This is a genomic window from Halorubrum californiense DSM 19288, from assembly GCF_000336875.1.
GTDB classification, from domain to species: domain Archaea; phylum Halobacteriota; class Halobacteria; order Halobacteriales; family Haloferacaceae; genus Halorubrum; species Halorubrum californiense.
Genome location: NZ_AOJK01000080.1, coordinates 1 through 18,008 on the forward strand (window position 1 = coordinate 1; position 18,008 = coordinate 18,008).

Here is an 18,008-nt window from a genome sequence, read left to right on the forward strand (position 1 = left end):
TTCAACAGAGCACATCTCTGAATTCTCTTGGCAGCGCACCTGACCCGAGTACAGAGTGACCCGATACCGACGCCTTCTGCGGATTCAACAGAGCATTCTGTTCCAATTGAGGCGGGTTTGGCGATACTTCATTGCGGATCAATCATATCAAAATAAGTCGCCTATGGACGCGATACAGTTTGCATTTGCTCCAGTTACTGAGTTGCTGTTCATGCTTTTTTATGTGGTTGTCCCGGTCACGTTTCTGGTCGTGGGTACCGCAATCGTAATCGATGCTGAAGTTACATCACGACTCGTGTTGTTGTTGTATCTCGTCCCGATGGGAATGATACGGGCGTGGATAGGAAGCTTAGACCCTCAAACAGACGATCTTGAGATAAGTTTCTCCTGACGACTAGAGAGTGAGGGTTGGTGCCGTGTTGAATAGCGATCGAATCGACTGATATTATCGATTAGAAGGGGTGAGGCTCTGTTGAAATCCTCAGCAGGTGATATATTTTGACTTGGTTGTGGTCAATACAGGATACCCACATACCAGCCGGACGCTCAAAAATAGCATAATATTGTTACGAATCACGTGCGAGACTTAGAGCCAGAATATGAAGTAGTGATTCAGCAACCAAGCGGAAGGACATCACCCTAACAGAGCGGTNATATTGTTACGAATCACGTGCGAGACTTAGAGCCAGAATATGAAGTAGTGATTCAGCAACCAAGCGGAAGGACATCACCCTAACAGAGCGGTGCGAAGTTAAGAAGCGACGGATTTGTAGACTGGTCTTCCGATCAGAAACAGGCCTGAGATGCCGAATATAAGTGGTAGAAGGCTACTCTTTTTCTTAAGCATCGAACAGCTCGGCTCCGTCGACGGGACGGTTTCGGTCAACGAACTGTCGACGCTCGTCGCCGCCCGAGAGACCGGCGAGCGCCCGCCGCCGACGCGCTGCCGCGAGAGCGTGTACACGTCGGTGGTCCAGACGCACCTGCCGAAGCTGGCGTCGAGCGGGTTCATCGACTACGAGTCGGACCGGGGGCTGGTGTCGCTCACCGAGGAGAGTCGGCAACTGGAGGTGTACCTCGAGGTCGTCTCGGAGAACGAGATCCTCTGGGGCGAGTACTACGCCGGGCTCGCCGTCGTGTGCGGGCTACTGGCGATAGCGGGGTGGACCGGGACCGCCCCATTCGACACGGTCTCCGGATACGCGTACGCGGCGTTCTTCGCGCTCCTGTTCGGCGCCTCCGGGCTCGCCCACCGGACGTCGACGAAGCGGAACCGGCTCGGGTGACAACCTTCTCTCCCGCGAACCCGGCCGCGCTGACACCCGCAGGGTTTCAGCCGCGCACGGCGGGTCTACGGACATATGGCAAGGGGGTCGTCGGGGAGTTCCTCGATCTCAAGGCGGAAACGGACACTGACATCCTCGCGATGTAGTGCGGCGGCCTCTACGAGTTCTTCGCTGACGACGCCGAACTGGTCGCCGACGAGCTCGACGTGTCGATCTCACAGAAGTCCTCCCACGGCTCTGTTGAAATACTATTATTCAGATACTTCATTGTCTGAAACAGCCGGTCGGTGAAGAGCGTCTATTGGCCGAAAAGATTCCTGCCAATTTCCGGTGATGTCCATAGCCTCGTGCTGAATACACAGCGCGAGTCTTACACAGGCAGTCAGTGTAGATCGAGGTCGTTGGTTCGCTCACTTAAGGGAATTCACGTAGCAGTCCCGGACGCCAAAATCTCCACAGTCTGCCAGTAGCGCCGTGCGAGATACAGAGGTTGTAGTCAGCACGAGAACTGCGTTATTTTCTCCAAATGAATCGCGAATCGGCCGATAGAATGTGCCTACGGACCGTGCGTTGTTGATGTTATCGGATTAAATTGAGACACGGAGTGCCGTGCGAAACACGTAGCGCAAACGTAATGTTCGGTTTCTCACAACACGGGGATTGGGGATACAAAAGCAACGCCCTTGCGGTTCTGATAGCGGCTACGAGATCCGTTTATGATGTTTCACGCCCTGAAACACGCAGTTTGGATAGAAGTTATGTCCCGCCAATTTAGTCAGTATGAAACCGGAATGTCAACTGGACAGACGGTTCTTTGTCGGAGCGACTGCCTCCGCAGCGATGGCTGGGATCGCCGGGTGTGCCACACTCCAATCAGACACCGAAACGCCCGCTTCTGACGCTGCCGATCAGTGGCCGGACCCGAAGGACGGCCAGCGCGAAGTGATGCTTCTCGGGACGAGTCATCTGGCTCAGACTCCCGAGGACACGCCGAACGCCTATGCCACTGATGCAGGGGACATTCTTGGGGACCAGCGTCAACGTGAACTCGAGACACTGACTGATCGACTCGCAGAGTGGGATCCAGACCGGATCGCTGTCGAGGAAACCGTCTCACAGCAGCCAGTTATCGACGATGCATATACCGCATACAGGGATGACGACGCCGATCTAAACGCCGTTTCCGGGTGGGAGCATGACAGAAGCAACGAAATTGTTCAGGTCGGGTTTCGACTCGCCGATAAACTCGGTCACGACTCCGTTGCCGCCGTAGACTACCGACAGAGTGTTGCGGCACTGCTCACCGATGAAGAAAAACAGCAGTTGCCGGGTTCGTTGCGATCTGTGCTTGTTGACCCCGAAACCGTCGAATATCCGCTTCCAGACATAGCTGAACAGATCGAAAAAGAACAGCAGCGTCTTGATGAAGGCTCACTGGTGGACCATTATAAGAGACTGAATACGGTTGACGTGGGATCGGCTATGTGGAGGAACGACCAGCACTTCTACGCGGCGGCCTTCGAGAACAGCGAACCGGAAGACTATACCATGGTAAAGCTCATGACAGCGTGGACACAGCGGAACCTGCGTATTGCGTCGAACGTCTGGAACGTGCCGGAAGTGGATGACGAGCGGGTACTGGTTGTCTACGGCGCATCACACGTGCCGCAACTGGGACAGATACTGACTGGTGCGCCGATGATGGCACCGATCAGTCCACTTTCGTATCTCGCGGACTGATACATACAGAGGATGTATCTAGCACAGAGCGTAGTGAGGGTGTCGTAGAAATCTTCTCACAATCGCTCAGGATAATATCAACAGATTGTTTAGATAATCCAAATAAAAACTGATGCTCTCCACCAGTATGAATATCCAGTCACTCCGACAACCAACTGTACAGGGTCTCCTCTTCTTCGTTGTTGTCATGGTATACGAATATCTGATTACCGACGGAACACTCCTTTCAGCACTCTTAACGGCAATTATAGGAGCGGTTTTCTATGGTGTGTTGACATACTTCTGGGATGTATACTGAACGAGAGTTCAACAGTATCAACGAACAAGCGAAGGATCGAAGAGAACCGAGTTAAAAAGTAAGTATACTCGTCCTGACAGCTAATTCATCGAGTCGCAGATGAAATGATACTCTTGCGAATAGTTCTATGGTACCTGTTAATATTCAAATACAAATGTGCTCTCCACTTCTGCCTCGAACTTTCTATGTGAATCGAATACCCAGAGACGCTGCTCAGTTATCCGGAATTTGTCATCCCGCCATCGACGTATAGCGACTCCCCATTAACGTAGGACGCGAGATCGCTCGCTAGATAGAGTGCGGCATCAGCAACATCCTCTGGTTGACCGAGCCGACGTAGCGGGATCGTCTGGCGATAACCCTCTTCGGCCTCCGTCCCGACAATCTCGACGTCGTCTTTGAGCATTGCCGTCTCGATAGCGCCCGGATGAATCGCGTTTACTCGGATGTTCTCAGGCCCCAACTCGTCGGCGAGCGCGTACGTCATCAGTCGGACCGCACCTTTTGACGTACAGTAGGTGACGAAGCCCGCACTCCCTTCAAGACCTGCGTTACTCGACATATTGATAATGCTCCCACCGCCGTTCTCAACCATTTTGCGGGCAGCGTACTGCACGCCAAAGTAGACTCCCTTGACGTTGATGTCCATCATCTGGTCGAAAGCATCTTCGTCGGTATCGATGAACGTCTCTTGGCGAAAGATACCTGCGTTGTTCACCATCACGTCAATGCCACCAAACTCGTCTGCAGCATCGACGGCAGCTTCGAGATCGTCAAGGTTTGTCACGTTACATTCTACATACGTCGCGTCGACATCGTACTCGTCGATAACGAGTTCGTGAGTTGGCGTGCCACCCTCTCGTGGTGTTTCCTGAATATCGGCGACAACGATATCTGCACCCTCCGCGGCATATGTCTCCGCGATAGAGCGTCCATTGCCGCTCGAACCACCAGTGATCACGGCCGTCTTCCCGTCAAGCAGGGGACCAGACATGGTATACCCGACATGTTCGCCTTTGTAAATAAACGTTCGTGATATACTTTTTTATTCTTTGGTTACCTAATTTGTAGGGGATTCTCACGAGACGATATATGACCTATTGCTATCGACACAAGTTTGAATTGATCACAATCGGAGGTACATGTATCGACCACAATTCCTCTATCAAGTGATCGGTTTATTTCTAGAGTCTGATGAGTTCAGTCCAGAGAATCACCAACAGCCATCGTCTCGGACCGTCAAATCTCATGTGGAAAGATAGTTTCACACGCTCTTTCCACCCAGTTCAGTAAGCGATTCCTCGTTGAATGGTGTATACCTTGACCACAAATTCGCACGAGTTAGCAAGTCCTAGACTTCCCCGCGAAGGGTGTCATCAACGACATCAGCGAACGCAACGTTCTCACGCACCTGTTGCATCTCGACGGTAACTCGGTCTCCGACGCTCGTTTCGGGAACGATCACGACGTAACCGTGCTCAACTTTTGCGATCCCGTCACCTTGGTCACCAAGGTTCTCGATTTCAACGTCTCGCTGTTCACCCTCCTCGACAGGCGGGCCGTCGTATTGGTGTTGCTGACTAGCGTGGTCACCTGACTGAGTGACCTCAGTCGTGTCGGTGGCGTCGGTATCCGACGTCGATGTCGATATGAGCGCAACACGGTATGTTTCACCCTCAGAGAGTGTCCCGGTGGCTATCTCACGGTCTGGAACAGGTATCTGGTAGGTACCATCGTCTTGCTCAACAGTCGCAGTATACAGTGTCTGGAGCGTCTCAGAAATGTCCATAAATCGCGTATTGTGTTGGTTCGTGCCAGCTGACTTGTTTCTAGCGTTTCTAGCGCTCTCAACTGGTTACGTCGGTCTGATCGAGGTTCCCGAGAGACTACCTCAGGATTCATCGTCGGCATCAAACACGGCCGCAAAGTCTTCGAGAAGCTCCTGTGGCGATCGCTCATCACCACGAGACGGCAAGGGGGCTTCCCAGCATTCGATCTCGAGTGTGTGCGCATTCGACACCGACTCCGGCTCAGTTACCACATTGAATATGCCGGTGCGATAGATAGCCAGTAGTCGCTGATCATGAACACTGACGTAATCGATTCCAGCCCGAGTCAAGACTGCTGGAACGTCAGTTGTCTCAGATAGCGAGATAGAGGCGCTTGGAGACGCTGAGTCGGTCATACCAGGTCCTAGGTGTATTCTACTGATAAAAACCCAAACTTGATCATGGTCCGGAGTGGGTGTTACAGAACTCTGCCTACACCTCGTTGACTCACCCGTAGATCGCTCAGTACAGAGGACTCACGAATCGTTCAGTACAGGCTATACACGACCTGATCAAAAAGTTAATATGCCTGTTGTGAACAAATGTTTAAATAATAATTAATCTGCTGCCCAATGGTGTATGAGAATGGTTGAAGTCGTGGTTGTAGAAGATGCTCCTCTACAACAGATGCTTATTCAAGAATTAATACGTCACGATCACTCGATTGTTGGTGTGGCTGGGGATGGCGATGAGGCTATTGATTTGGTTGAACAACGGGACCCGGACGTAGTCATTATGGATCTTAATTTGCCGGACGGAAATGGTACTATTGCGACTCGGTGGCTCAAATTTGTAACTCCTGATTTACCTGTTATAATACTCACCTCGATGGTCAATAAAACGATTCAAAAAGAACTCAACGAACATGGAGTAGAAGAGTATCTCGTTAAACCTGTTAGCAAAGAAGAAATTTTAGAAGCTATCGAAACTGTAACGCAGTGAGGGTGTCGTAAAATCGTTCGCGAGGGATTGATTTCATCTAGGATTCGAAGATCAAATGTCAGAATGAACACGTATTAAACATCGAGAAATTAGTTAATTGTTTTTTTAACGTGTCACGGAATGATTCTGTGAGACTCTAAGCCTCTGCCCAAGAAGTAAAGCTATATCATAGAATCAAGAACAGCAAACCGCACAGCAACAATGGCTGCCGACATAGTCGGGTCACCAGTTGTCCTCGGGTACACCGTCATACATCTTTTCACGATCGGGTTGACTGTGGGCGTTGGTGTGTACACTGCCCGTAACCATTGGAACAAACTCCTCGGTCGTGCCTTTACTGCTCTTCTTGGAACGACAGCTATCTGGACTGTTGGAGCAGTCGTTCGACTGTTTACGTCGACTCTGGACCTCTTCATCGCGGTCACGACGCTCAAATACGTCGGAATCTCTGGGGCACCAGTGGCTTTTCTGCTGTTTGCACTACTCTACGATGGGAGATCGCAGTGGATCAGACGCCCCGTGATCGTCGCCATCTCCGCTTTTCCAGCCTTCACGGTTCCGATCGTTGCGACGACGCAACTCCACGGATTGTTCTACGGGAGTTACGCCACGACGACTGTTGATACGATCTCCGTGCTCTCGATAGAGACTGTCGGTCTCTGGTACTGGCTTTTCACTGTTTACACCTGGGCGTTAGTCGCAGTCGGGTCGGGGCTGCTCATCTATACAGGCATCCGACGCTCTCGACTGTACCGTCTACAATTGCTCATTTTTCTCCCAGCAATCGGGATTTCGTGGACCGCAAATATACTGTACGTGATCTGGAGTTGGCCACACCCCGCTCTCGATCCCACACCGATCGGGTTCGCGGTGACAAGTCTCTTACTCGGAGTTGCCCTGTTCTCGACACAGTTCGTCGAAGTCTCCCCGGTTGCTCGCTCACTGATCTTTGACGTGATCGAAGACGCAGTGATTGTTGTCGATCAGGGGGGTCGTGTGATCGACGTGAACAGTGCCGCCAGGCGGCTGTTGTCCGACTCACAGCCGGTCGGTGCGGAACTGACAGCGGTTCTCGTGGCTGACCTCGCCCGGCAAATCGAAACCGATTCTGACATTGTCGAACTCACGGACGAACCGACGCCACGATACTATCGCTATCGGGAACTTTCCACGTCGGATATAGCGGTGCGAGTACTCGTTTTTACAGAAATCACCGCTCTCAAAGAGTCCCAGAGAGCCGCAGAGCAGGCCCATGACCAACTCCGCCAGATCATCGACCTCGTTCCGGATCCACTCTACGTGAAGAATACCGACGATGAGGTGCTGCTCTCGAACGAGGCAAACGCCGAATTACACGGACTGACTCCAGCGGAAATAGAGGGCAAACGGGAACGGGAGATCGAATCTGATGTCGAACACATCGAGAATTTCGATAAGTACCGACAACGAGAGATCGAGGTGATTGAGACGGGCGATCCGATGACCTTCGACGAAGAACTGACCGGCCCCGATGGGAAAACAAAAGTTTTCAAGACGACGAGAATTCCGATCGAGACTGCCGAGAGAAACAAAGATGCGGTACTTGGATACGCCCGTGACGTGACTGATCTCAAAGAATACGAGCAGGAACTCGAAGAGACGAAACGGACACTCGAACAGTCGAACAAGAAACTCGACCGGTTCGCCGGTGTGGTCAGTCACGATCTCCAGAATCCGCTCCACGTGATCTCTGGTTACGTGAGTATTCTCGATCGTGATGGCGATAACCGAGAGCAAATCGAAGCTATTGAGCGGTCGGCAGCGCGGATGGAAGATATCATCACGGATCTGCTCGAACTTTCGCGTGTCGGACGGGATATCGAAGATCCAGAGACAGTGTCACTCGTCACCGTTGTGAGAGATAGTTGGGACAATGTCGAGACGGATGGCGCCGATCTCGATATAACTGTTCCGGACAATGCGATCATCAAAGCAGACCGTAGCCGTCTGATGAATGTGTTCGAGAACCTCTTTCGGAACGCCAGCGAACACAACACACCGCCACTCAGTATTCATGTTGGCGTGCTCAACAGTGTGCCTACGGACGGTAATAGCGAGTCACTTACCGGCTTTTTCGTTGAAGACGACGGTGACGGGATCCCAGAGGAGAAACAGGATGCGATTTTCGATCACGGCTACACAACTCACACAGACGGAACGGGATTTGGACTCTCTATCGTCACGGAAGTTGTCGAAGCACACGGCTGGTCTCTCTCGTACTGTGACGGTGAAGACGGCGGGGCGCGGTTCGAAATCACCGATGTCGAATTCTCGGATTGACACATACGCACTCTTCGGTGAGCGACTGTTTCAGACGGTAATGTGCCTAATAAAAAGGAATTCAGCGGAGCCATAGGTTCTACATTGTCATGAGTGCTCTGTTGAATCCGATGACGACACGGGGTTCGCGATCTCTGAAGTGACGATAATCTCACTTTTTGTCGTCAAGGAGGTGGATCGATCNAAGAGTACATCTCTGAATTCTCTCGGCAGCGCACCTGACCCGAGTACAGAGTGACCCGATCCGACGCCTTCTGCGGATTCAACAGAGCACTGCGTAGGGTATGAGACTCACTCTATGACACGCTGCTGGATGTCTTCTGTTGATCTGTACAAATTCAATATCGTAGAACACGCTGTTGTGATCTTTGTCAGATAGCCGTTTCAGCTCGTTTCGGTCAAGCAATAGCTTCTCCGAACATCATCCATTTAGCTCTTCAGTGGCCTGTAGTATCGACTTGTGTGGTCTGAGGCTGCCTCGCTGCCAGGCTACATATCCCATAATCAAACCAACCGCCACACCCAAACCGGCCAGCAGAGGCAGTCCGGCTATTGGATGCCAGAGCGCCCGACTGTGAAACTCAACTCGGACAACTGCTGGCTCTGCCGTGGCTAAAAACACGTAGTTTGCCGCCCAGTTGACTCCTATATGGAGGCCAATCGGCAGAGCTAATTGCCCAGTGAGCAAATAAGCGATGCCGAACACGCCCCCTGCCGTTGTCCATACAATGAGCATACCGAGTCGAGAGGCTCCAGATGGCAGATACCCAAGTGGCCCGTGGATAACCCCAAAAATTAGACTACTGACCAACCAGGCACTGCCCAACGCTGTAGTGGTGTTTATTGATCGCATAGCTACTCCTTCAGCGATGTTCGTCAGGACTGCGCCGCGAAAAACAAGTTCTTCCAGAACCCCCACGGCCACGAACGATACCATCGCGACCGCAAGAGCTGGGAGCAACGAGGACACGTCTGCGACCGGCGCTACCTCAACCACGCGGAAGGATCTAGCTACCATCCCTACTCCAAAGGCGACACCCACCACCGTGACACCTGCGAATCCTCCAACTATGACGTTGACTACCCACCCACGTGTTTGCTTGAATCCGTAGTCAGCAAGTGACCGGTGATCAAAATAGTGGGCTGTAACTGCGAGCCCTGAAAGTACTGCCACTGCTGAAGCAACACTTTGGACGGCTTGTTTGAGTTCGCCTCCCTCAATTGGAAGCAGCGTCGCAGCGGCATCACCAACGATCAGTCCCACAATGCCAATAAGTACAGCCACAGTGGCTCGGTAGACTGCGCGTGGTCGCCCGTCCTCGCCGAATACCATCCTTGTCGCAGCCCGGCGAATTCGGCCGGTAACAGTTGAGCCCGTCATTTCGATACGCGATAAGTTGGACCGACCGCTGTTGTGTCGATGCCGGCAATATGTTTCGTGTCGAGGTTCATATTCAGCTGATACCTCGCACGAGATGTGGATTCCATTTAAATTTGAACCTGTGTTACAGGTTCTGAGACACTGGCAAAGTGTATGTAAGCTGCTGTAATATGAATAGTCATACATTTTTGAAAGCATTGCTCTGTTGAATCCGATGATGGCGTGGGGGTTACTGTTTGAGAGCCTGTTCGAGGTTGTAGACTGTGGCGGTCAACACGAGTTCACGGAATTCGCGGTACCACGCCCGAGGGTGGACAGCGGGGACGAATCGACGCTTGATGACTGAAAAAGAGGTCTCGGCCATCCAGCGCTGGCCGTATAGCCCGCTGTCCAACCGTGCGTTGTGGGCGTGATCATACCGCAGCGAACAGCCGATGGCGCAGCAAGGGCCGGACGCCCTCTGAACGGAGGGCGTCCCGGAGAGATTGGTCGTCATAGCCTTTGTCGCCGGCGAGACTCTCAATTTCCTCGGTGTTGCGAAGAGCGACTCGACGACCAGTTTGTGTGTCGTGCGGCCAGTGTGCCGAGCAGTGGATATCGAGGATGGCACACGAGTTTGTATCGACAAGCGCCGTCGTTTCGAGCGTGCGTATGTGGCGATCCGAGCGGTGTTGGTAGTGTCTCGATGCCGTTTCGCGGTCAAAGAACGTGGCATCGATGGCACCGTGCGAGCCCGGATCGCAGATAGTCGCGGACTTCCGAAGGAAGCCGCGCCAAACGGACATGGGCACCCTCTCAAACGACCGGTACAGCGTTGAGGGTGCGGGAAATGCCGTCCGAGCGAGCTGTAACAGACCACGNATGGGCACCCTCTCAAACGACCGGTACAGCGTTGAGGGTGCGGGAAATGCCGTCCGAGCGAGCTGTAACAGACCACGAACGCGATCCATTTCACTCGCCCAATCGACGATTTTACCATACGTCGCATCCATGTGAATCCGCAAAAAGTGGAGCGTGACATGCTTCCAACCGGGAAATCCGTTGCCAGTCGGTCACTCACCGCCGTTGGACTGGCGGCACAGCGCTTTTGAGCCAGCGACGCGGCTTGCTTAACGAAGCGGAAGAGTAGGTTGGACACATTNGGCGGCACAGCGCTTTTGAGCCAGCGACGCGGCTTGCTTAACGAAGCGGAAGAGTAGGTTGGACACATTCGGCTCTTCCGCTTCGCTTCCAGCTTTATAGCAACGCTATCCCGCCGCCTTCTGCGGATTCAACAGAGCAATTATGACCGGAATCGTGATCCTCCCCGCTGGTCACGACGACGCGTTTGCGGACTACAAACAGTTCATCCGAGATGGGCACCCAATTGCGGATATTGAGTCCTACCTCAATGACGAGGATCTCAAACTGTTTCGGACGACATCTGACGACGATCTCGTCCACGTCTGGGGGACTTCAGTAGACGGGACATGGCGGAACGTCGAGCGCAACGACATCGCGCTCGTCTACCACGATGGCGCGTTCGTCGCGAGGGGGCAAGTCCTCCAACTCCGACACGACCCCGACATAGCGGAGCATCTCTGGAGAGAGAACGTCGAACACAGTCGCTGGAACGAGGAAAGCCCGTGAGAGTACAGGACCCTCCTCACCGATATTGAGGAAGTCGACGTCGACGAGTAGTGTTTTTGCTTCGACGTGGCGTCAGTCCCGCTGAAGACGGCTACTCCTGGATTTACTGACTGGCGGCCTTGTTCTCGGTGAAAACACGCGCGTGGTATAGGAATCATCTCTGAACACTTTGCCGCCATAACAACTAACAGCTATCATACATATCTGCCAGTATGCCAACTGAATCGGTCAACGGAGCTGAGTTGTACTACGAATCAGGTGGAGACGGAGTATCGGTTGTCTTCCTCCACGGCGTGTTAATGAGTAGCAGGTTTTTTAACGAACAGGAGTCGCTCAGCGATGAGTATCAGGTGATCCCCCTCGATTTCAGAGGACACGGTCGTTCCGAGAAAACCGAAACCGGACATACACTCCCACAGTATGCCCGTGACTTGGAGGCGTTCCTTGACACACAGGACCTTTCTGACGTTGTCCTTGTCGGGTGGTCGATGGGATCGCTTGTGGCGTGGGAATACGTGCGCCAGTTCGGGACAGACCGATTCCGCGGCTTCGTGAGTGTCGAACAACAGCCACTTGATCTTGAACAAGAGGGCTACGAACACGGTGTATTCGGATTTGATGAACTCCATGGACTCATGGAACTCGCACAAACCAATCCCCACGAGTTGGCGTGGTCCTTCATCGAGGAGATGCTCGTGGATGAGCCGGATTCAGTCGAACAGACGCTCTTCGATGAGATCACACGGGTCCCACCGCCGATTACGAGCGCAATTCTCTTCGATCAATCAGTACGTGACTATCGAGGGGTAGTTCCTGACGTGGATGTTCCCACCCTCGTGTGTCTTGGTGAAGACGAAACGATGTTAGAGAATGGTGGTGTCGAGTATATTGCCGACAAGACGGTTGACGCAGAGCTTGAGCGCTTCACCAATAGTGGTCATTGCCCCTTCTTAGAGGAGCCTGAGCGATTCAACCAAGTCCTTTCGTCGTTCATCGCTGCCCGCTGCGAATAAAACACGCACCACAATGCCGACCACGGCGGCTTCATTTTCTCACCCGAGGTCGGCGTGGACGAGAACGTCCACGAACTCGACTTCTCCTCGTTGTATCCCAACATCATCTGTACCCGGAACGTCTCGCCGGACGTCATCCTGTGTGACTGCCACAGCGACCGCGACGACGTCCCCGGCCTCGGATATTCGATCTGCGACGACCGGGGCTACCTCGTCGACATCCTCCAGCCGATCATCGACGCCCGCGACGAGATCAAAGCGGCCATCCGTCGCGAGCAGGAACGGGACGACCCTGACGAGGACCAAATGGCAGAAATCGAGGGGCGGTCGGGAGCGCTGAAGTGGATCCTCGTCGCCTGCTTCGGCTATCAAGAGTTCAGCAATGCGAAGTTCGGTCGCATCGAGTGCCACGAGGCAATCAACGCGTTCGCTCGCGAGATTCTGCTGACGGCGAAACAGCGGCTGGAAGCCGGCGGCTGGCGCGTCGTCCACGGCATCGTCGACTCCATCTGGGTGACCCCGGACCCCGACGTCGACGACGATGACCGCGAAGACCTCGAGACGCTCGCGACGGAAATTACGGAGCGCGTCGAGATTCGGCTCGAACACGAAGCCCACTACGACTGGTCGCGTCCGTGCCGCAGCGTGAGAGTGACGCCGGCGCATTAACGAAGTACTTCGGGAAGGTCGCTGGTAATGACGAGTTCAAGATTAGAGGGATCGAAGCCCGGCAGCGCTCGACGCCGCCGTTTATCAAGGCCGTCCAGCGCGACTGTCTCGATCAGCTCGATTCAACGCGATCGCCGGATGCCGTATTCGAGTGTCTTCAGGAGGCGATCAGTCGGCTTCACGCTGGGGCGGTGCCGGTTGCGGACCTGGTTGAACGCAATCGCGTCTCCAAGCCGCTCGAAGGCTACACACAGAACACCCAGAACGTGGCGGCGCTGAAGCGGGCTCGCGACCATAACCTCGCTGTCAATCCTGGACAAGACATCGAGTACGTGGTTGTTGACGATGAAAAGCACTCCCGCGAGCGGGTCGCATTGGCTCACGAAGAGATTGCGTCGTACGATGCCTCGTATTATAAGACGTAACTTATCCGAGCTGTCGAGAGTGTACTGGCACCGCTTGGCTGGGATCGGTCAGAGATTCGCCGAGTACTCGCGGAGACACGAGAGCCAGAACTGGTGGCCTTCGCAGGCGGTGAAGAAAATTAACCAACATAGGTGGCGGCTGCCGTAGTCTTGTTGGTTAATCACGGCTATCCTGTTGGCGAACCCCCACACCCCGTGTGCGATATGAAATCGGAAAGAAGGTGGGAGGGGTGATCCGAGTGAGAGTTTACGGAGCGTCCGCTAACGGAGGTTTCACGGAGTAGACAGGTCAACAACGACAATAGCGAGATTAACTGTTAGGAAGGAAACCTTTAGGTACTCACATTGTCAACCATACCCGTAATGAACGTGAGGTCCGTCGAAACAGAACAGTTTGTTTCGTGACACGACCGAACCTGTTCGTGGCATCGGCCTGTCGTGGGCAAGCTGTTTTCACCGGTGTTACGCCTTCTCGTGGACGTTCTCACTCAGACAGACCGGCTTTCGTTGCTTCGCCCCTGCCTACTGACTCACCAAATTCATATCGCACACGGGGTGTGGGGGTACTTTCTCAACGTGATCGTCGATCAATTGGGCCCGTCGAGAGGAACCGCGGGTCCCATCTGGGTCGTGAGTACGACTTATCGGTCTGCTCACTCACCGAGACAGTTCAACGAATTCAGTTCTCTGTTTACAGCTCGAATACCGCTCAATGAGGAATCGACATTTCATATCGCACACGGGGGGTGACTCCGACCAATTGACTTTGCCCGCGGTGATCTGTCTTCGTCACCCACCCATACACAGACCAACTCTGTCGGCTGAATACGGCTGATTTAATCTCGCACGCGGCACCCGCATTTATTTATAGTTTCGACCGTACTCCGAAAATATGGCTGACGGCGACGATCAACAGTCCCTCTCACAATCCATCAAAGGCCGACTTCAGGAGGGGGTTCAGAACTCCGTTTTTCAAGACAAAGGACTTCTGGACCCGGATGCCGTCATCGACGAGGATCGAATTGTCGGTCGCGATGAGCAGTTGGACGACATCATCACCTACCTTCGACCGGCACTCCAGGGCAATCGGCCTCCCAATATGCTGCTCTACGGGCCCTCAGGGACTGGGAAGTCGCTCATCGTCAACGCCGTCTGTCAGCAGGTGCTCGAACTGGCGAACGCGCAGGGTGACCGATTCGGTGTCATTCGGATCAACTGCCAAACAATCAAATCACACGACCGCGCTGTCTATCGGCTCGCGAAGAACGCGGCCCACGAAGCCGGCGTCGATGTCGACATTCCGCAGAGCGGCATTTCGACCGATCAGAAGCTCAACCGGTTTTTCGAGATTCTGAGCAACAACTTCGACTCAGTCATCATCATCCTTGACGAGGTTGACCTGCTGGCTGGCCGACAACGGGACCCAAACGACGAACCAGCGTATTCGAAGCTGCTGTACCAGCTGTCGCGCGCCTCACAGCTCGGTCGGATCGAGGGACACGTCTCCGTCGCAGCGCTCACCAACGACCCTCGGTTCATGGAAGATCTCGACGGCCGGGCGGAGAGTTCGTTCAACCCGCAGGATGTCGTGTTCCCGGACTACGACGCGAATCAGCTCCAGTCAATTCTGGAGCGTCGCCGCGACGCGTTCCAAGACGACGTGCTTGAAGACGGCATCATTCCACTCAGCGCGGCGTTTGCGGCGCAGGATCACGGCGACGCGCGGAAAGCGATCGACCTGTTCCGCAAAGCCGGCGAGATTGCTGATCGGCAAGGGGAAGACATGGTGACTGAAGCGCATGTCCGTGATGCCCAGAAGGAAGCTGAGCGTGACCGGACCCTGACCCAGATGCAGGGCCTCTCCACTCAGAAGAAGCTCTCTCTCTACGCTACAGCGATCGTCCCAGTTTACTCCCAACGCAACCTGAATGCCGTTCCCAGCACGGTTGCGTATCGCGTGTACCAGTACCTCACCGACTTGCTGGATGCCGACGAAAAGTCTCGGGACTCCTACCTCCGATACATGAGCGAGGCCGAGACCTACAACTTCGTCACGTCTGAGAAACGAGGGCGCGGGTACGGCAGTGGCGTCCACAAAGAATACACGTTCGTCGACGATCCGGAAGTGGTCGCGGAGACGCTTCAGGCCGACATCCGGCTCGAAGAGGTGGAAAACGACGAGAACCTGATTCGGTCTGTTGTCAACGCACAGATAGACGATTTCTTCGACGGGAACTGACGCGAAGAGTTGTAGACACAGACGCCGAATTCATTTCGCACACGGGGGGTGGATCCGACGTGAGTAGTGTTTGTGGAATGATGTATGTCTGACAATCATCCGCAATATTTCATATCGCACACGGGGTGTCTCCCCTATCGACGGAGTACCCAAATCATCTCTCACACGGGGTCCCTACCGAGGCAGAATCAAAATCATATCGCACACGGGGGGTACTGGATCAGTGTTGTCTCCGATTTCACTTCGCACACGGGGGGTGTGGTCTGCTTGAACCCAGCTTTGCCTCTGCTACCGCATCCGCTCTCGACGGAAATCTGGGGCACTCGCTGCTTCCACCGAGGCTTACTCGTCCGGGTCGACCGGCCCTTTATATTTAGACGTCACTGTTTTGCCTTCTCTCCATTGCCAGTAGTAGTAGCGGTTATCGTTGATTTCCTTAATCGTGATCGTCGCTTTCGTAGGGACGTCGTCGGGGAGTTCATCAGACCGCTCCTCATCTTCGTCGTCAGCCGACTCTTCGTCGAGCTCAGCGCCACGGGCTTTGTGCGATGCGAGCGCCTCGGCGTATCGCGCAATGTACCGGAGTCGAGTTGGCGAATAGCTGTTGAGCGTGTTGACGATCTCTGTCGGGATATCTTTCGGCGGCGTCGGCGGCTTCGGGGACATTAGTGGTCGCCTCGATTCGCTCTTATGTAAAGCTGCGGAAAGACCGTATAGTTACACTGAGCCAGCGCTAATTTGGCGATATGGCTTCTGCTCAGCCGGCGTTCGGCGGGATGTTTCGGCAACTGATTGAGCTGGGCGTCGTCGAAGTCGATACAGAGCCGCTCGATGCCCGCATCGAGCGGCGACTCAAGGAGTCTTGGGAGAATACCTCCTGTCCACGATGTGGCCACCAAAGTATGGTCACGTGGGATGAAGTCGACCGAATTTGGTGCCGTGACTACAATTTCAACCCGGTTTTCACCTACGGAACACCGTTTCACGAGAAGCACCTCTCTTGCGGCGAGGTGCTTCTCGCATTCACGCTCTACGCGGACTCGTTGCTCAGTATCAACCAGATCGCGCCATTTCTCGGCCGGGCCTACAGAACCGTCTATACGGCGATTCGAGACGTGGAAGCCGCGGTTCAGCGCGGCTTTCCCGTCGTCTGGAGCCTCCTCGACCAGACCATCGATGGCCCGACGCAAGTCGACGAATCTGGAAAGGTCTGTTCAGGCTACAAAGGCCAAGAGCCGCCGCGAGAACGGCTGTTCCGCGGCGGCTCGTCCCAGACAGGCCGATCACGTTGGCGAGGTCGTCACGGTGATCAACTGACGCTCGTCGCGGCGTGCCGCGACTCGCTTCGCGTGATTCGGGGACAGCTCGGCATCGACTACAGCGGTGATCTCGAACCAGGATTCAGGAGGCTGAAGACCTCTCCCGGCCGCTGGGAGAGGTCTGGACCGACGGACTTCAAGCGTACCGAGAGATGGAGCGTGACCACCGAACCGTCGTCCACAAAGAGCGGTACGTATCGCCAGACGGAGTCCACATTAACCAAGCTGAGTGCCTGTTCTCGCTCGTCAAGCCATGGCTACGGAAGTTCCGCGGCCTGTCCAATAGGGCTTGGAACAGGCCGCTCACACCTTCGGCATCGTTCGCTCACTCAACTTAGCTGGTGAATCTACCGAGTCACTCGTTGATTGTCTCGTTATCGGGGCTTTCCGTAATTCTGCATAAGAGCGAGAGTTACTCTGTCGCCTCGAGTGTGTCGATGACTTCCTGCGCCGACGTACTGATCCGGCCGAGGCGCTCGCGAACGACCTCGGGATCGTCCGATTCCCACGCAGCGAGGTAGAACGCCGACCCGCTTGTGTCGAGCCCGCAGTAGCGCCCGACGACGTACGCGACGGCTTCGGCCTCGACTTCGCGTTTCGACCGCTCGGTGTCGTCGTCGACGTCGAAGTGGAGGAGGGCGTGTGCGTACTCGTGAATCAGCGTCCGCGCAAGATCGGCATCGTTCTTCCGATCACGCACCTCGACACGCGGTTGCATATCGACGAGACTCAGCTGCTCGCAGATGCCTTTCGCCTCGCCGTGCGTCCACTCCGCTTCCGGAACGATCCGCACTGTCACGCCGAGGTCGTCAGCGGCGGCAGTCAACTGTTCGACGAGGTCGCCGGCGTCCCCGGTGGCTTCCGTATCGAGATCAGGAAGCGGTTCGCCTTCGGTCTGAGAGACGTCGAACACCGGCGC

At 54.4% G+C, this 18,008-nt stretch carries 14 protein-coding genes and 5 pseudogenes; 12 read left to right on the forward strand and 7 right to left on the reverse strand.

Translation table 11 applies throughout. The features are described 5' to 3' along the window. Positions 1–163 precede the first annotated feature (163 nt). The 5 genes and pseudogenes from C463_RS16675 to C463_RS18895 all read left to right on the forward strand — a co-directional run bounded on the left by C463_RS16675 (position 164) and on the right by C463_RS18895 (position 3,324). Positions 164–391 carry a hypothetical protein gene (locus tag C463_RS16675; RefSeq protein ID WP_008446145.1) on the forward strand — a complete coding sequence of 76 codons (228 nt, stop codon included), beginning with the start codon at positions 164–166 and terminating at the stop codon, positions 389–391. A gap of 412 nt (positions 392–803) precedes the next feature. Next, positions 804–1,286 carry a DUF7344 domain-containing protein gene (locus C463_RS16680; RefSeq protein ID WP_008446147.1) on the forward strand — a complete coding sequence of 161 codons (483 nt, stop codon included), beginning with the start codon at positions 804–806 and terminating at the stop codon, positions 1,284–1,286. A 29-nt stretch (positions 1,287–1,315) separates the two neighbouring features. Then, positions 1,316–1,525, forward strand: a pseudogene (locus C463_RS19855) (MutS N-terminal domain-containing protein); the annotation flags it as partial. Positions 1,526–2,126: 601 nt separating this feature from the next. Next, on the forward strand, positions 2,127–3,026 hold the full coding sequence (locus C463_RS16685; RefSeq protein WP_008446149.1) for a DUF5694 domain-containing protein: 900 nt from the start codon (positions 2,127–2,129) through the stop codon (positions 3,024–3,026). A 112-nt stretch (positions 3,027–3,138) separates the two neighbouring features. Continuing rightward, positions 3,139–3,324, forward strand: a complete 186-nt coding sequence (locus C463_RS18895; protein ID WP_152422430.1) for a hypothetical protein — start codon at positions 3,139–3,141, stop codon at positions 3,322–3,324. A gap of 217 nt (positions 3,325–3,541) precedes the next feature. Here C463_RS18895 and C463_RS16690 read toward each other — a convergent pair whose 3' ends face one another. The 3 genes from C463_RS16690 to C463_RS18900 all read right to left on the reverse strand — a co-directional run bounded on the left by C463_RS16690 (position 3,542) and on the right by C463_RS18900 (position 5,509). Next, positions 3,542–4,318, reverse strand: coding sequence for an SDR family oxidoreductase (locus C463_RS16690; RefSeq protein WP_008446151.1), 777 nt, complete (start codon positions 4,316–4,318; stop codon positions 3,542–3,544). Positions 4,319–4,675: 357 nt separating this feature from the next. Next, the gene (locus C463_RS16695) at positions 4,676–5,113 is read right to left on the reverse strand and encodes a TRAM domain-containing protein (protein ID WP_008446153.1); all 438 of its coding nucleotides are present in this window, start codon (positions 5,111–5,113) and stop codon (positions 4,676–4,678) included. 102 nt (positions 5,114–5,215) lie between these two features. Next, positions 5,216–5,509, reverse strand: a complete 294-nt coding sequence (locus tag C463_RS18900; protein WP_152422431.1) for a hypothetical protein — start codon at positions 5,507–5,509, stop codon at positions 5,216–5,218. Between the two features lie 223 nt (positions 5,510–5,732). Between C463_RS18900 and C463_RS18215 the strand changes: the two genes are divergently transcribed. Beyond that, positions 5,733–6,095: a response regulator gene (locus C463_RS18215; protein WP_080510874.1), complete on the forward strand. Its 363-nt coding sequence runs from the start codon at positions 5,733–5,735 to the stop codon at positions 6,093–6,095. A gap of 201 nt (positions 6,096–6,296) precedes the next feature. After that, complete coding sequence (locus C463_RS16700) at positions 6,297–8,414, forward strand: sensor histidine kinase (protein WP_049906082.1); 2,118 nt, start codon at positions 6,297–6,299, stop codon at positions 8,412–8,414. Between the two features lie 421 nt (positions 8,415–8,835). On the opposite strand, the gene C463_RS18220 is transcribed toward C463_RS16700, so the two are convergent. Both C463_RS18220 and C463_RS16705 read right to left on the reverse strand, forming a co-directional pair. Then, positions 8,836–9,747, reverse strand: a complete 912-nt coding sequence (locus C463_RS18220) for a CPBP family intramembrane glutamic endopeptidase (protein ID WP_160163110.1) — start codon at positions 9,745–9,747, stop codon at positions 8,836–8,838. 277 nt (positions 9,748–10,024) lie between these two features. Further along, positions 10,025–10,945 (reverse strand): annotated as a pseudogene (locus C463_RS16705) (IS5 family transposase). A gap of 134 nt (positions 10,946–11,079) precedes the next feature. Between C463_RS16705 and C463_RS16710 the strand changes: the two are divergent. The 4 genes and pseudogenes from C463_RS16710 to C463_RS16725 all read left to right on the forward strand — a co-directional run bounded on the left by C463_RS16710 (position 11,080) and on the right by C463_RS16725 (position 15,770). Beyond that, the gene (locus C463_RS16710) at positions 11,080–11,424 is read left to right on the forward strand and encodes a hypothetical protein (RefSeq protein WP_008446164.1); all 345 of its coding nucleotides are present in this window, start codon (positions 11,080–11,082) and stop codon (positions 11,422–11,424) included. 212 nt (positions 11,425–11,636) lie between these two features. Then, entirely contained in the window at positions 11,637–12,437 is an 801-nt protein-coding gene (locus C463_RS16715) for an alpha/beta fold hydrolase (RefSeq protein WP_049906083.1), read from the forward strand. 3 nt (positions 12,438–12,440) lie between these two features. Then, positions 12,441–13,654: pseudogene (locus C463_RS19860) on the forward strand (type B DNA-directed DNA polymerase); the annotation flags it as partial. A gap of 769 nt (positions 13,655–14,423) precedes the next feature. Then, the gene (locus tag C463_RS16725; protein WP_008446167.1) at positions 14,424–15,770 is read left to right on the forward strand and encodes a Cdc6/Cdc18 family protein; all 1,347 of its coding nucleotides are present in this window, start codon (positions 14,424–14,426) and stop codon (positions 15,768–15,770) included. A gap of 342 nt (positions 15,771–16,112) precedes the next feature. Here the strand turns inward: C463_RS16725 and C463_RS16730 are convergent, their stop codons facing one another. Continuing rightward, positions 16,113–16,436 carry a hypothetical protein gene (locus tag C463_RS16730; RefSeq protein ID WP_008446171.1) on the reverse strand — a complete coding sequence of 108 codons (324 nt, stop codon included), beginning with the start codon at positions 16,434–16,436 and terminating at the stop codon, positions 16,113–16,115. Positions 16,437–16,516: 80 nt separating this feature from the next. On the opposite strand from C463_RS16730, the pseudogene C463_RS18225 reads away from it, so the two are divergent. Beyond that, positions 16,517–17,492 (forward strand): annotated as a pseudogene (locus C463_RS18225) (IS1595 family transposase). A 9-nt stretch (positions 17,493–17,501) separates the two neighbouring features. Here C463_RS18225 and C463_RS16735 read toward each other — a convergent pair. Continuing rightward, positions 17,502–18,008 (reverse strand): annotated as a pseudogene (locus C463_RS16735) (DUF955 domain-containing protein); the annotation flags it as partial.

Bases quoted from the DNA above. Each gene is read 5' to 3' on its own strand.
- C463_RS16675 (WP_008446145.1), top strand. From the start codon at position 164: ATGGACGCGATACAGTTTGCATTTGCTCCAGTTACTGAGTTGCTGTTC.
- C463_RS16680 (WP_008446147.1), top strand. From the start codon at position 804: ATGCCGAATATAAGTGGTAGAAGGCTACTCTTTTTCTTAAGCATCGAA.
- C463_RS16685 (WP_008446149.1), top strand. From the start codon at position 2,127: ATGGCTGGGATCGCCGGGTGTGCCACACTCCAATCAGACACCGAAACG.
- C463_RS18895 (WP_152422430.1), top strand. From the start codon at position 3,139: ATGCTCTCCACCAGTATGAATATCCAGTCACTCCGACAACCAACTGTA.
- C463_RS16690 (WP_008446151.1), bottom strand. From the start codon at position 4,318: ATGTCTGGTCCCCTGCTTGACGGGAAGACGGCCGTGATCACTGGTGGT.
- C463_RS16695 (WP_008446153.1), bottom strand. From the start codon at position 5,113: ATGGACATTTCTGAGACGCTCCAGACACTGTATACTGCGACTGTTGAG.
- C463_RS18900 (WP_152422431.1), bottom strand. From the start codon at position 5,509: ATGACCGACTCAGCGTCTCCAAGCGCCTCTATCTCGCTATCTGAGACA.
- C463_RS18215 (WP_080510874.1), top strand. From the start codon at position 5,733: ATGAGAATGGTTGAAGTCGTGGTTGTAGAAGATGCTCCTCTACAACAG.
- C463_RS16700 (WP_049906082.1), top strand. From the start codon at position 6,297: ATGGCTGCCGACATAGTCGGGTCACCAGTTGTCCTCGGGTACACCGTC.
- C463_RS18220 (WP_160163110.1), bottom strand. From the start codon at position 9,747: ATGGTATTCGGCGAGGACGGGCGACCACGCGCAGTCTACCGAGCCACT.
- C463_RS16710 (WP_008446164.1), top strand. From the start codon at position 11,080: ATGACCGGAATCGTGATCCTCCCCGCTGGTCACGACGACGCGTTTGCG.
- C463_RS16715 (WP_049906083.1), top strand. From the start codon at position 11,637: ATGCCAACTGAATCGGTCAACGGAGCTGAGTTGTACTACGAATCAGGT.
- C463_RS16725 (WP_008446167.1), top strand. From the start codon at position 14,424: ATGGCTGACGGCGACGATCAACAGTCCCTCTCACAATCCATCAAAGGC.
- C463_RS16730 (WP_008446171.1), bottom strand. From the start codon at position 16,436: ATGTCCCCGAAGCCGCCGACGCCGCCGAAAGATATCCCGACAGAGATC.